This is a genomic window from Saccharothrix sp. NBAS 001 (genome assembly GCF_056640475.1).
Map to the genome: position 1 here is coordinate 7,725,810 of NZ_CM153251.1, position 12,472 is coordinate 7,738,281.

A 12,472-nucleotide genomic window follows, 5' to 3' on the forward strand; every position below is an offset into this window, starting at 1 on the left:
GACGGGCGGACGGGCTCGAACGCCCTGGTCCGCTCAGCGTCGTACTCCGGTCGCTGGTTCTCCGGCACCGCTCCCCCTCTTGCCTCTCCGCAAGTTCCCGGGACTGCTTACCCGACCGGCGTCACGCGTCGATCACTTCTGGGTGGTCACTTCAGGGTGGTTCAGAGGTAGAGACCGGACCTGTGGTCGGTCCGCTCGCTCGCGATCGCGTGCACGTCCCGTTCCCGGAGCACCAGGTAGGTCGCGCCCTGCACCTCGACCTCGTACTGGTCCTCCGGGTTGAACAGCACCCGGTCGCCCACCTTCACGTGTCGCACGTTCGTGCCGACGCCGTGGACGTCGCCCCAAGCCAGGCGCTTGGCCATTTGCGCGGTCGCCGGGATCACGATGCCGCCGCTGCTGCGGCGCTCACCGTCCTCCGGGGAGATCCGCACCATGACGCGGTCGTGCAGCATCTGGATCTCAAGCTTGACATCGGGCACCAGCAGAGTCTACGTGCCGCGTCAGGCGCCCTCGTCCAGCCCGCCCATCATCAGGGGCAGCCGGTGGGGGCCGTCCGCACTGATGCGGACCGGAACACCCCAGTCCTGACGCGTGAGCTTGCACACGGGGTGCTCCACGGACGGGTCGTCGGTGCAGCTCGCGGCCTGCGCCACGACGTGCAGCACGCCCTCGGTGAAGCCCTCCGCGATGCGCAGCGACCGGGTCAGGTCCGTGCCCGCGCCCGCGCCGGCGGCCAGCAGCTCCGGCGGCGAGCTGGTGATCTCCAAGCGGGTGGACGGGCCGTAGCGGTCGTCCAGTTTGGTACCCGCCGGCGGGGTGAACACCACCGTCAGCTCCAGGTCGCCGGGGGCCAGCGCGGTCGGCGGGCGGCGCACCTTGTGCGCCTCGCCGAGCACCTTCGTGCCGGGGGCGACAGGCCGTTCCAGGCGGTGCGCGGCGGAGGCGACGACGACCAGTTCGCCGTCGACGAACAGCACGTCGGACGGCTCGGCGAGGTCCGCGGCGACCGTGCCGACCTCGCCGGTCGCCGGGTCGTAGCGGCGGACCGCGCCGTTGTAGGTGTCCGCGACGGCGACCGAGCCGTCCGGCAGCACCGCCACGCCCAGCGGGTGCTGGAGGAGCGCCTGGTCGGCCTCGCCGTCCCGGTGGCCGAAGTCGAACAGGCCCTTGCCGACGGCCGTGTGCACCCGGCCGTCCTCCAGGTAGCGCAGGGCGGAGGTCTCGGAGTCGACCAGCCAGAGCCGGTCGCCGGCGGCGGCCAGGCCGGAGGTCTGGGCGAAGAAGGCGTCGGCGAACGGGCCGTCGGCGAGCCCTTCGACCGTGGTGCCCGCGAGCCGTTGCACGCGCTGGTCCAGCGGCTCGAACAGGCCGAGCGTGTGGTTGCCGGCCAGCGCGACCACCACGCCCCCGGCGGGCTCCCACCAGGCCACGTCCCACGGGCTGGTGAGGTCGACGTCGAGCGCGGGCCCGCCCGTCGCGCCGTCGCGCCACTGCTCGCCGGTCCCCGCGACGGTGGTGACCTCGCCGGTGTCCAGGTTCAGGCCGCGCAGCAGGTGGTTGACCGTGTCGGCGACCACCACGTGGTAGCCGACCGCGGCGGCGACGTGCGGCGGGAGCAGCGCGAGGCCGGCGGGCTCGGAGAAGGTCGGTGCGAGGCCGTCGCGACGCCCCCGCTCGCCGGTGCCGATCCGGCGCAGGACGGTTTCGCCGTCGGTGTCCAGCTCGACCAGACCGTGGTGGGCGGAGTCACTGACCAGGAGCGTGCCGGTGGGCGTGAGCAGGGCCTTCGCCGGGAACCGGAGTTCGGTGTCGGCTGGGGCCGGCGGGACGTACGGACCGTCACCGCGGTGCAGCGTCCCCTTGGCCTCGTGCTCGCGGACGAGTTCGCCGACGATCTGGCGCAGGGCGTCGACGTGCCCCTCGCCGGCGGCGACGTGCACCACGTAGCCCTCGGGGTCGACCACGACGAGCGTCGGCCAGGCTTTGACGGCGTAGTTCTGCCAGGTGGTGAGGTCGGGGTCGTCCAGGACGGGGTGGTGCACCTCGTAGCGCTCGACGGCGGCCTTGAGCGCGTCGGCGTCGGCTTCGTGGACGAACTTCGGCGAGTGGACGCCGATGGTGACCAGGACGTCCGGGTGCTCGGCTTCGAGGGGGCGCAGTTCGTCCAGGACGTGCAGGCAGTTGATGCAGCAGAAGGTCCAGAAGTCGAGCAGGACGACCTTGCCGCGCAGGTCGGCGAGGGTGACGGGCCGGTCGCCGGTGTTGAGCCAGGCGCGGCCGACGAGTTCGGGGGCGCGGACACGGGCACGGCGTCGGTGTGCGGTCGTCACATCGGAAGTGAACACCAGGTCCACTTGCCGGTATTTCGGCGTCCACCATGTGAATGACACTGCTTTCGTTTTGTTCGTTTTGCGCTAGCCTGGGAACATGACAGCCACCGTGGGGGAACGCACGCTGCTGCCGCCGACGAAGCCGGAAGCGCTGTCGTCCTGGGTCGCAGCCCTGGCGCGCCCGGGGACCGCCGCTCTGCTCGCACCGGACGGCACTCGCCTGGACCTGCCGTCCGAGGTGTTCGACGTGCTCCGCAGCGTCGTGACCGCGATGTCCCAGGGGCTGGCGATCACAGTGGCCCCCCAGCACACCGTGCTGACCACGAGCGAGGCCGCGCAACTGCTGGGGGTCTCCCGGCCGACGCTGGTGCGCCTGCTGGAAGCGGGAGAGATCCCGTACGAGCAGCCGAACCGCCATCGCCGGATCCTGCTGGCGGACCTGCTCGCGTACCGGGACCGCGCGCGCCGCGCACGCGCGGTCGGCTTGGACGAGATGGTCCGGGACGGCGAGGACGACGGCTTGTACGACCTGCCCTTGGACACTCCGTTCGAGCGGATGCCGATGGACGAGCACAGGTGATCTTTGTTCCCCGTCTTCCTCGACACCTGTGTGCTGCTCAAGCCCTACCTGTGCGACACGCTCCTGAGCGTCGCCGAGTGCGGGGCTTTCCGACCGCTCTGGTCGGCGGGGGTGCTCACCGAACTCGACCGCAACCTGCGCAAGCGCGGCGCGACCGCAAGCCAGGTGGCCCATCGCATCGACCAGATGACCGCCCACTTCCCCGATGCCAAGGTCCTCGGCTACGAGCACCTGATCGACTCGATGGAGAACGACCCCAAGGACCGGCACGTCCTGGCGGCAGCGGTCCGGGGCGGCGCCGAAGTCCTCGTGACGGAGAACCTGAAGGACTTCCCAGAAGGCGCGCTCCGACCGTACAACCTCACGGCCGTACATCAGGACGACTTCCTGCTGGATCAGCTGGACTTGTACCCGAACGTGATCCACTCGTCGTTGCGGCGACAGGTGTCCCGCTACCGACGGCATCCACGATCCGTGGGTGACCTGCTGGACGTGCTCGCCGGCGAGGGACACGGATGCGCCAGGTTCGCGGCGACGTGCCGGCAGGACCTCCCCGATTGGAGAAGTTGACCTACTGGCAGCAGAAGGTCCAGAAGTCGAGCAGGACGACCTTGCCGCGCAGGTCCTTGAGGCGGACCTCCTGCCCGCCGGTGTTGAGCCAGCCACGACCGACGAGTTCAGGTGCGCGAACCCTCGCGCGGCGCTTTGCCGACGTCACACCGACAGTCAACACGAGACCCCGCACCCGGTGCTCCCGCTCCCGTCGACTGGGAGACCGCCGAGGACCGGCCTGGTGACCGGTCGAGACGCAGGACGGCTTCCTCGATTTCGGCGTTCCGTGCCGGGGCGTAGGAGATCTCGGTGCCGATGATCACGAAGCCCGCCTTCTGCAGGACCCTGAGTGATCCGGGGTTGTCGGCGGCGGCGCGGGCGTACACGGGCCGGACCGCAACCGTCTCCAGGAGCAGGGTGAGGGCTCGACTGGCGATCCCTCGTCCCCACGCCGAACGGTCGATCCAGTAGGTGATCTCCGTGTCGCCCTCCATGACGAAGCTGGAGATGCTGCCGACGAGCCGCCCGTCACTGGTCACCGCGCGCAGGGTGATGTCGGGAGAGGTCCGCAACTTCGACATGTGGGCGTCGAACGCTTCGCGGTCGTCGGGGTCCTCGGCGGTGAAGGCAGCCATCCGGACCGACTCCGGGTCACGCATCTGGTCGAACAACGTGTCGAGGTCCGTGTCCTCGATCAACCGCAGTGCCACCTGTACCACTGGTGCTCCCCTCACGCTGCTTTGCCTGGCGGGGCAACGTAACAACGGCATCCGACAATTCCGGCTTGCGTTGCCCCGGCTACGGATGGTCACGGTGGGCACGCCGAGTCGGCAGGCAAGCAGGACGCTGGGCCTGGCACCAACTCTGTGCCACCGGTGTTGAGCCGACCCCCGTCCGTCCACGGGCGATCGACAGGGGCCTCGCCGCAACCGGAGGACCACCGCCGCTAGTCGGTTTCCCGCCACTCGACGCAGGTTGGACGTTCGGCCGTGGCCAGGAACTCCTTGAGGGCACGGGCGAACAGGGCTAGCGGGACGCCGGTGCCCGCCTCGAAGTCGGTGTAGTCGTAGTGGTGCGGCGCGGACGTCGGGTCGCCGACGAGCGCGCACGGGGTGTGGTCGGCGTCGTGGTGGACGAGGTAGCCGAAGCCGCCGTGGACCAGTGCCCACAGCAGGTGGTCCGGGACCACGTTGCCGCTGAACTCGGACACCACGGGCGGCCGGTGCGCGTGGACGACCATCGCGGCCCCCGCGTTCGGGTCGGACAGCAGGGTGACCAGGCGGTCCACGTCCTGTGGGGTTTCGGCGAACAGGTCGCCGTCCTCGGGTACCTCCGCCGGGTCGTAGACGACCCAGGTCGCGGTGAAGCCCATCCCTCTCCTCGGCAGCTCGTGGTCGGCCGGCGGGCAAGCCTCGCACGGCGGACGGGCGGGCCGGGCTTCTGCGTGATGCCGAAGTCCGCGCGCGGTCCGGTCGCCTTCGACGGGCGTTCGGCGAGCGCGAAGAAGTGGCGCGGAAGGCACTGGGAAAACGCGGAACCTGCGCGTGCCCGGGTATCTCCGAGAAGGGGTGTGGCCTGCGTCGCATTGTTGCGGAGCGGGGTCGTCAGCGCACGGAACGTGGACCCAGGACGGACGCGCCGAGTTCGGTGACCCGGCGGCGGAGTTCGCGGTCCGCCGTTACGACCGCAGTAAGGCGGTCGGGGGCTTCGGAACGGACTACATCGACCACGGCGTCGTCTCCGGAGGACGTGGCGGAGACCACACGGACGCCGGGTATCGACTGCACGTGGCGGGCTTTGCCTTCCACCACGAGGACCACCTCCAGCGGTCCGGTGGCGAACCCCGGGACCCCCTGCGCACCCACTTCCACCAGGGCGTTTCGCAGTTTTTCGGCCGCTGCGGCGCGGTCGCGCCACCAGCCGTCGGGCACGGATCCGATGACATTTGCGGCGTCAACCACCAAGAGCGGGAGGCTCATCGGCCCATGCTCTCAGCAAACCCTCAAAAAACTGTCGTACCCCGGTGGCACCATGGATGGTGTCCATGGGGGACAAGACACATTCAGGGGGATAGTGATGATGAGGCGTGCCCGTAGACAGGACGACACCTGGACCGGCTCTGCCACGTCCAAGTAGTCCGGACATGTCCTAGCGAAGAGCAGTCGGGGGAGATATGGGAAACCCCGCGGTGCTGCCAGGTCGGGGGTCCGACAGCATCGCGGGGTCACCAGGAACATCGAGACACGATCGTGGACTGTTACACCCCCTATCGAGTGTGACACAGATCACGTTTCAACTGGCTCGACGATAGTCGAAGGCCCTGTCGCGCGGGAGGTGCGACAGGGCCTTCGACGTTCCCCCTTCGCCACGCGCGCGAGCCGGCGGGGCGTGTACCCGGTGTCGATCGGGTTGCCGGCTCAGCGCGGAGGTTTCAGCGGAGGGTGGTCACCTGGGACTGCGCGATCGCCATGAGCTCGTGACGCATCGCCGGGGTGGGCGCCATCTCGATCGCACGGGCGACAGCCTTGCGGTTGCGAGCCTCGACACGACGAGCGCGGAGCTTCGCAGTGAAGTTCATCGGGGGTTCATCCCTCTCAACGGTCTCTCTCGGTGGTGTGCCTCAAGTATGCACCCTCCGAGCAGCAAAAGCACCCGATTATCCGGTGAGGTGGGGCACATACCGATGAATCTCCGGTCGCTACCTGAACGGCCCCTACGATTCGCCTGGCAGACACCTAGCTAGACCGGACAGCTCGAAGACCGCCACCCAGCGTGCCCGCCGGGGAGCGCAGCGCAGTCCCGGATCAGTCCTCGCGCCCGAGCAGGAAGCGCCCGAAGTGCGGCACGGTGAACGCGATCTGGCCGCGTTCCGCGCTGTAGACCAGCCCTTTCTTGATGAGGCTGTCCCGCGCGGGCGACAACGACGACGGCTTGCGACCAAGGTGCTCGGCGACCTGCGCGGTGTTCACACCCGCGTCCTTGCCGTCGGTCAGCTCCGCCATCGACCGCAGGTACTCCCGCTCGGCGGGCGTGGCGCGCTCGTAGCGCGACCCGAAGAACCCCACCGCCAACTCCGCGTCCGCCTCCGGCGCGGCCACCGCGACGTCCAGCGGCGTGATCGGGTCGGCGGGCGCGGCGTCCCACGCGGCCTTGCCGTACGCCTGGATGAAGTACGGGTAGCCGCCGGAGGCGTCGAACAGGGCGTCCAGCGCCTCCTCCGCGATGCCCGCCTCCTCCCGCTCCACGGGCGCGAGCACCGCCCGGTCGGCGTCCTCCCGGGACAGCCGGTCGATCCGCACGTACCGGAACAGCCGCTCGGAGTACGACTTGGACGCGGACAGCACGGCCGGCAGGTGCGGCAGCCCGGCCCCGACGACGACCAGCGGCGCACCGGACTGGGACAGCTCGTGGCAGGCCGCGCACAGCGCCGAGATGTCGTCCGGCGGCACGTCCTGCATCTCGTCGATGAGCAGCGCGACCCCCGTGCCCACGTCCTGCGCCAGCTCCGCGACCTCGGTGAACAGCTCCACCAGGTCGATCTCGATGTCGCCGGAGTCGGCCCGGCCCTGCGCGGCGGGCACGTCGATGCCCGGCTGCCAGCGGTCGCGCAGCTTCGCGTCGTCCGGGTTGGCGCGCAGCGCGAACGCCTTCAGCACGCCCAGCACGGCCTCCACCCGGTCCGGCGCGCGGTGCCGCACGGCCAGGTCCCGGATCGCCCGGTGCAGCGCGGCCGACAGCGGGCGGCGCAGCCCCGCCTCCGGCCGCGCCTCGATCTTGCCCGCGCCCCACCCGCGCTTGACCGCCATCGAGCGCAACTCGCCGAGCAGCACGGTCTTGCCGACGCCGCGCAGGCCGGTGAGCACGAGGCTGCGCTCCGGCCGGCCCCGCGCCACCCGTTCGAGGACGACGTCGAACGCGCCGAGTTCCTTGTCCCGCCCGGCGAGTTCGGGCGGGCGCTGCCCCGCGCCGGGGGCGAACGGGTTGCGGACCGGGTCCATCCTCGGACGGTATCGAGGTGTCTACGGCGGATCCAATACTCGGCGCGTGTCCCGTCGTATCCGGTTGTCTAGTGAATTGACTAGATCTGCTTATCGTTGCGCATGCTCCGGTGGGCGGGTTGGCTGGGCCCCGTGGCTGAAGTCGTGACCAAGGGCACCGGCAAGGTAGAGCGCACCGCCGACCGGGCCGAGGTGCAGGTGAACTTCGAGACCGTGGGCACGACCCGCAACGAGGCGGTGGACCTGCTGACCAGGCGGGTCGCGGCCGTCGAACCGGCGCTGGAACGGCCGGGCGTGGAGGTGCGCTCGCGGCAGCTCAACGTGCACGACAACTGGGACGGGCAGCAGCGGGCGGGCAGCCGCGCGGCGCAGCAGTACGTGCTGCGCGTCGACGACCTGACCCAGCTCGACGACGTGCTGGCGACGCTGGTCGCCGCCGAGCCGACGTGGCTGAACGGGCCGAGCTGGCAGCTCGCCGACGACGCCGACGCGATCCGCGAGGCGCAGCGCGAGGCCGTGGCCGACAACCGCCGGCGGGCCGAGGGGTACGCGGAAGCGTTGGGCGCGCGGCTGGGATCGCTGCTGCGCATCTCGGACGGCGACGGGGAGGCGTGGGCGGCGGAGGCGTCGCCGGGGCGCGCGATGGCGGCCTACGGCGGTTCGGTCGGCGACGGGCCCCGGATGGACGAGCTGAACCTGGAGGCGCAGCAGATCGTCGTGACGGTCCGCTGCACGGCCACCTGGGTCCTGCTCAGCTAGCCGGGCCGGTCAGCGTTCGAGGATGGCCGTCACGCCCTGGCCGCCGGCCGCGCAGATGGAGATCAGGCCCCGGCCCGAGCCGCGTTCGGACAGGAGTTTCGCCAGCGTGGCCACGATTCGCGCCCCGGTCGCCGCGAACGGGTGGCCGGCCGCCAGGGACGAGCCGTTGACGTTCAGCTTCGCGCGGTCGACGGAGCCCAGCGGGCCGTCCAGGCCGAGCCTGGCCTTGCCGAAGTCCGCGTCCTCCCACGCCTTGAGCGTGGCCAGCACCTGCGACGCGAACGCCTCGTGGATCTCGTAGAAGTCGAAGTCCCCCAACGAAAGGCCGGCCCGCGCGAGCATCTTCGGCACGGCGTACGCGGGGGCCATCAGCAGACCTTCGCCGCCGTGCACGTAGTCGACCGCCGCGGTCTCGGTGAACGTCAGGTACGCCAACACCGGCAGGCCGCGGGCCGCCGCCCACTCCTCGCTCGCCAGCAGCACCGTGGACGCCCCGTCGCTCAACGGCGTGGAGTTGCCCGCCGTCATGGTCGCGCCCTCGCCCCGGCCGAAGACCGGCTTGAGCTTCGCCAACTTCTCCACCGACGAGTCCGGGCGCAGGTTCTGGTCGCGGGTCAGGCCCTGGAACGGGGTCACCAGGTCGTCGAAGAAGCCCCGGTCGTACGCGGCGGCCAGGTTGCGGTGGCTGGCGGCGGCCAGTTCGTCCTGCTCCTCGCGCGCGATGTCCCACTCGCGCGCGGTGATGGCGGCGTGCTCGCCCATGGACAGGCCGGTGCGCGGTTCGCCGTTGCGGGGGATGTCGGGCACGACGTGCCCGGGCCGCAACCTGGCCACCGCCTTGAGCCTGGCCACCGCGCCGCGCGCCCGGTTGAACTCCAGCAGGACGCCGCGCAGGTCCTCGTTGACGCCGATGGGCGCGTCGCTGGTGGTGTCGACCCCGCCCGCGATGCCGGACTCGACCTGGCCGAGCGCGATCTTGTTCGCCACCGCGATCACCGCCTGCAACCCGGTGCCGCACGCCTGCTGGAGGTCGTAGCCGGGGGTCTCGGCCGACAGCGCGCTGCCCAGCACCGACTCGCGCACCAGGTTGAAGTCCCGGCTGTGCTTGAGCACGGCGCCGCCGACCACTTCGCCGAGGCGTTCGCCCCGCAGCGCGAAGCGGCCGACCAGGCCGTCGAGCGCGGCGGTGAACATGTCCTGGTTGGACGCGACGGCGTACGGGCCGTCGGAACGGGCGAAGGGGATGCGGTTGCCGCCGAGGACGGCAACCCTCCGGATGTCGGCCATGTCGTCCTCCAGGTGCGGTCGTGTGACGACCATCTTACCTACTCATCAGTAGACTTACTATCGAGTAGGGAGTGTGATGTGCGCATGGATCGCTACCAGTCGTTCGCCAGGTCCGGGATCGGACGGTTCGTCGTCGGCAAGCTCGGCCTGCCCGACCCCCACCCGCTGCGCCGGCACACGCCCGCCGGCCCCGCGCTCGACGGCCCGGTGCTGCTCGGCGGCCGGGGACGGCTGGTCGAGCCGGTCCGCGCGACCCTGGCGTCCACCGGCCTGGACGTCACCGCCGCCACGGCCGACAGCGCCGGGCGGCCCGGCGCGCTGGTGTTCGACGCGACCGGCATCGAGCGCGTCGAAGACCTCCGCGACCTGCACGGCTTCTTCCACCCGGTGATCCGCTCGCTCGGCCCGTGCGGACGGGTCGTGGTGCTCGGCACGCCACCCGCGTCGGCCGCCTCGCGGATCGCGCAGCGCGCGCTGGAGGGCTTCACCCGCAGCGTGGGCAAGGAACTCAAGCGCGGCGGCACGGCGCAGCTCGTCTACGTCGCCGAGGGCGCGGAGGGCAACGTCGAGTCGACCCTGCGGTTCCTGCTGTCCGGGCGCTCGGCGTACGTGTCCGGCCAGGTGATCCGGATCGGCGCGGGCCCGGTCGAGGCCCCCGACGACTGGTCGACGCCGCTCGCGGGCAAGGTCGCGCTGGTCACCGGCGCGGCGCGGGGCATCGGCGCGGCCATCGCCCGGGTGCTGGCCCGCGACGGCGCGCACGTCGTGTGCCTCGACGTGCCCGGTCAGGGCGCCGAGCTGGCCGCCGTCGCCAACGGGATCGGCGGTTCGACCCTCCAGCTCGACATCACCGCGCCCGACGCGCCCGCGCGGATCGCGGGCCACCTGACCGAGCGGCACGGCGGCGTGGACGTCGTCGTGCACAACGCGGGCATCACCCGGGACCGGACGCTCGGCCGGATGGACGAGGAGCGCTGGGACGCCGTGGTGCAGGTGAACCTCGCCTGCCAGGAGCGGGTCGACCAGGCGCTGCTCGACGGCGGCGTGCTGCGGCCGAACGGGCGGGTCGTCGGCGTCTCGTCCATCGCGGGCATCGCGGGCAACGTCGGCCAGACCAACTACGCCACCACCAAGGCCGGCGTGATCGGCCTGGTGGACGCGCTGGCCGAGCAGGTCGAGGGCACCGGCACGACGGCGAACGCGGTCGCGCCCGGCTTCATCGAGACGAAGATGACCGCCGCCGTGCCGTTGTTCATCCGCGAGGCCGGGCGGCGGATGAACAGCCTGTCCCAGGGCGGGCTGCCGGTGGACGTCGCGGAGACCGTCGCGTGGTTCGCCCACCCCGCGTCGGCGGGCGTGAACGGCAACGTCGTGCGGGTCTGCGGGCAGAGCCTGCTGGGGGCGTGATGGCGAACCTGACCTGGCTGTACGCGAAGGCCGCGCTGACCGGGTTCACCCGGCGCGGGTCCGCGCTACCCACCGCCGAGAAGTCGTTCCGGACCACCGTCGACCGCGCCCACCTCGCCGCCTACGGCCAGGTCTGCGGGTTCGGGGTGGGCGAGGAGCTGCCGCTGACCTACCCGCACGTGCTGGCGTTCCCGGCCCAGGTCGAGCTGATGACCGGGCGCGGGTTCCCGTTCCCGCTGCCGGGCCTGGTGCACGTGGCGAACCGGATCACCCGCACCCGGCCGCTGCGCGCGGACGAGCCGTTGGACGTGCGCGTGTCGCTGGCGAACCTGCGCCCGCACGAGCGCGGGCAGCAGTTCGACGTGCGCTCGACGGCGTCGGTCGACGGCGAGGAGGTCTGGGTCGACGTGTCGACATATCTCCGGCGCGACGGCGGGAGCGGCGGGTCGTCCGGCGAGTCCTCGGGCGAGCGCCCGGAGCCGCCCGCGCCGACCGGGCGGTGGCGGGTGCCCGGCGACACCGGCCGGCGGTACGCGGCCGTGTCCGGCGACCGCAACCCGATCCACCTGCACGCGCTGACCGCGCGCGCGTTCGGCTTCCCCCGGGCGATCGCGCACGGGATGTGGTCGAAGGCGCGCTGCGTGGCGGCGTTCGAGGGCAGGCTGCCGGACGCCTGCGCGGTGGACGTGCGCTTCAAGGCCCCGATCCCGCTGCCGGGGTCGGTCGACTTCTCCGCCTCCCCGACCGGTGACGGGTGGCGGTTCGCGCTGTGGTCGCACCGCCCCCACCTGGAGGGCGAGCTGCGCGGCTAGGACCGCGCCGGGATCAGGGCAGCTTCGCGGCCCCGGGCTCCTCCGGCGGTTCAGGCGGTTCGGGCGCCCGTCGGGTCGGCGGGTGCCAGACGTTGCCCGCGACCAGGTCGCCGAAGCCCATCCAGACCAGGTTCATCAGCCGGGCGGCGACCACGCCGGCGGGTTCCTCGGGGTTGTCCAGCCACCAGTCGGCCAGCGACTCGCCCGCGCCGACCAGGGCGGCGGCCAGCGATTCGGCCTCCTTGTCACCCGCCCGGGGCACGTCGGGGAACTCGCCCGAGTGCACCAGCAGCGCCGCCACCAGGCTGATCGCCCGGCCGCGCATGTCGGCGAGTTCCGCGGCGAACGGACCGCCCTGCGAGGACGCCTGCCGGTGCAGCACCTGCCAGCTCGGCCGGTTGCCGCCGACGAACCCGAAGAACGCCCGCAGGCCGCTCCACAGCTGGACGTCCGGCGGCTGGTCGGCCTCCACGCCGTTCGCGATGGCCTCCATCATGCGGGTGGCCTCGCGCCGGATGCAGGTGGCGAACAGCTCCTCCTTGGAGCCCAGGTAGGCGTACAGCATGGGTTTGGAGATGCCCGCGACCTCGGAGATCTCGTCCATCGACGCGGCGTGGAACCCCAGCCGCGAGAAGACGTCCACGGCCGCGTCCAGGATCTGCCGCTCGCGCACCGCGCGCGGCAGTCTCTTGGCCCGACCGGTGCGGACCGGCTGTTCTGCGTGCATCACACCCCCTGAAGGCT

General features: G+C 71.6%; 15 protein-coding genes. 5 read left to right on the top strand and 10 right to left on the bottom strand.

Going from position 1 to position 12,472, the window contains the following annotated elements:
• Positions 1–161: 161 nt before the first annotated feature.
• Together AC0HI0_RS33815 and AC0HI0_RS33820 are read right to left on the bottom strand one after the other, a co-directional pair.
• On the bottom strand, positions 162–455 hold the full coding sequence (locus tag AC0HI0_RS33815; RefSeq protein WP_480934450.1) for a GroES family chaperonin: 294 nt from the start codon (positions 453–455) through the stop codon (positions 162–164).
• 48 nt (positions 456–503) lie between these two features.
• Entirely contained in the window at positions 504–2,333 is a 1,830-nt protein-coding gene (locus AC0HI0_RS33820; RefSeq protein WP_480927532.1) for an NHL domain-containing thioredoxin family protein, read from the bottom strand.
• Positions 2,334–2,430: 97 nt separating this feature from the next.
• Between AC0HI0_RS33820 and AC0HI0_RS33825 the strand changes: the two genes are divergently transcribed.
• Both AC0HI0_RS33825 and AC0HI0_RS33830 read left to right on the top strand, forming a co-directional pair.
• Positions 2,431–2,913 (top strand): helix-turn-helix domain-containing protein, encoded by a 483-nt coding sequence (locus AC0HI0_RS33825; protein ID WP_480927533.1) that lies wholly within the window; start codon positions 2,431–2,433, stop codon positions 2,911–2,913.
• Between the two features lie 3 nt (positions 2,914–2,916).
• Positions 2,917–3,483 (top strand): PIN domain-containing protein, encoded by a 567-nt coding sequence (locus AC0HI0_RS33830; protein WP_480927534.1) that lies wholly within the window; start codon positions 2,917–2,919, stop codon positions 3,481–3,483.
• A 1-nt stretch (position 3,484) separates the two neighbouring features.
• Here AC0HI0_RS33830 and AC0HI0_RS33835 read toward each other — a convergent pair whose 3' ends face one another.
• The 6 genes from AC0HI0_RS33835 to AC0HI0_RS33860 all read right to left on the bottom strand — a co-directional run bounded on the left by AC0HI0_RS33835 (position 3,485) and on the right by AC0HI0_RS33860 (position 7,463).
• Positions 3,485–3,631, bottom strand: coding sequence for a hypothetical protein (locus AC0HI0_RS33835; protein WP_480934561.1), 147 nt, complete (start codon positions 3,629–3,631; stop codon positions 3,485–3,487).
• Positions 3,591–4,235 carry a GNAT family N-acetyltransferase gene (locus tag AC0HI0_RS33840; RefSeq protein ID WP_480927535.1) on the bottom strand — a complete coding sequence of 215 codons (645 nt, stop codon included), beginning with the start codon at positions 4,233–4,235 and terminating at the stop codon, positions 3,591–3,593. The genes AC0HI0_RS33835 and AC0HI0_RS33840 overlap by 41 nt, the downstream gene beginning before the upstream one ends.
• A gap of 176 nt (positions 4,236–4,411) precedes the next feature.
• Positions 4,412–4,837, bottom strand: a complete 426-nt coding sequence (locus tag AC0HI0_RS33845) for an Imm1 family immunity protein (protein WP_480927536.1) — start codon at positions 4,835–4,837, stop codon at positions 4,412–4,414.
• A gap of 232 nt (positions 4,838–5,069) precedes the next feature.
• On the bottom strand, positions 5,070–5,444 hold the full coding sequence (locus AC0HI0_RS33850; RefSeq protein WP_480927537.1) for an NYN domain-containing protein: 375 nt from the start codon (positions 5,442–5,444) through the stop codon (positions 5,070–5,072).
• A gap of 452 nt (positions 5,445–5,896) precedes the next feature.
• Positions 5,897–6,043 (bottom strand): hypothetical protein, encoded by a 147-nt coding sequence (locus AC0HI0_RS33855; RefSeq protein WP_015105690.1) that lies wholly within the window; start codon positions 6,041–6,043, stop codon positions 5,897–5,899.
• Positions 6,044–6,269: 226 nt separating this feature from the next.
• Positions 6,270–7,463, bottom strand: a complete 1,194-nt coding sequence (locus AC0HI0_RS33860) for an AAA family ATPase (protein ID WP_480927538.1) — start codon at positions 7,461–7,463, stop codon at positions 6,270–6,272.
• 132 nt (positions 7,464–7,595) lie between these two features.
• Between AC0HI0_RS33860 and AC0HI0_RS33865 the strand changes: the two genes are divergently transcribed.
• Positions 7,596–8,222: an SIMPL domain-containing protein gene (locus AC0HI0_RS33865; RefSeq protein ID WP_480927539.1), complete on the top strand. Its 627-nt coding sequence runs from the start codon at positions 7,596–7,598 to the stop codon at positions 8,220–8,222.
• Positions 8,223–8,231: 9 nt separating this feature from the next.
• Here AC0HI0_RS33865 and AC0HI0_RS33870 read toward each other — a convergent pair whose 3' ends face one another.
• Complete coding sequence (locus AC0HI0_RS33870; protein WP_480934451.1) at positions 8,232–9,509, bottom strand: acetyl-CoA C-acetyltransferase; 1,278 nt, start codon at positions 9,507–9,509, stop codon at positions 8,232–8,234.
• 84 nt (positions 9,510–9,593) lie between these two features.
• Between AC0HI0_RS33870 and AC0HI0_RS33875 the strand changes: the two genes are divergently transcribed.
• Together AC0HI0_RS33875 and AC0HI0_RS33880 are read left to right on the top strand one after the other, a co-directional pair.
• The gene (locus AC0HI0_RS33875) at positions 9,594–10,916 is read left to right on the top strand and encodes a 3-oxoacyl-ACP reductase (protein WP_480927540.1); all 1,323 of its coding nucleotides are present in this window, start codon (positions 9,594–9,596) and stop codon (positions 10,914–10,916) included.
• Positions 10,916–11,728 carry a MaoC/PaaZ C-terminal domain-containing protein gene (locus AC0HI0_RS33880; RefSeq protein ID WP_480927541.1) on the top strand — a complete coding sequence of 271 codons (813 nt, stop codon included), beginning with the start codon at positions 10,916–10,918 and terminating at the stop codon, positions 11,726–11,728. The genes AC0HI0_RS33875 and AC0HI0_RS33880 overlap by 1 nt, the downstream gene beginning before the upstream one ends.
• 13 nt (positions 11,729–11,741) lie before the next feature.
• On the opposite strand, the gene AC0HI0_RS33885 is transcribed toward AC0HI0_RS33880, so the two are convergent.
• Positions 11,742–12,455 carry a TetR/AcrR family transcriptional regulator gene (locus AC0HI0_RS33885; RefSeq protein ID WP_480927542.1) on the bottom strand — a complete coding sequence of 238 codons (714 nt, stop codon included), beginning with the start codon at positions 12,453–12,455 and terminating at the stop codon, positions 11,742–11,744.
• Positions 12,456–12,472: the final 17 nt, after the last annotated feature.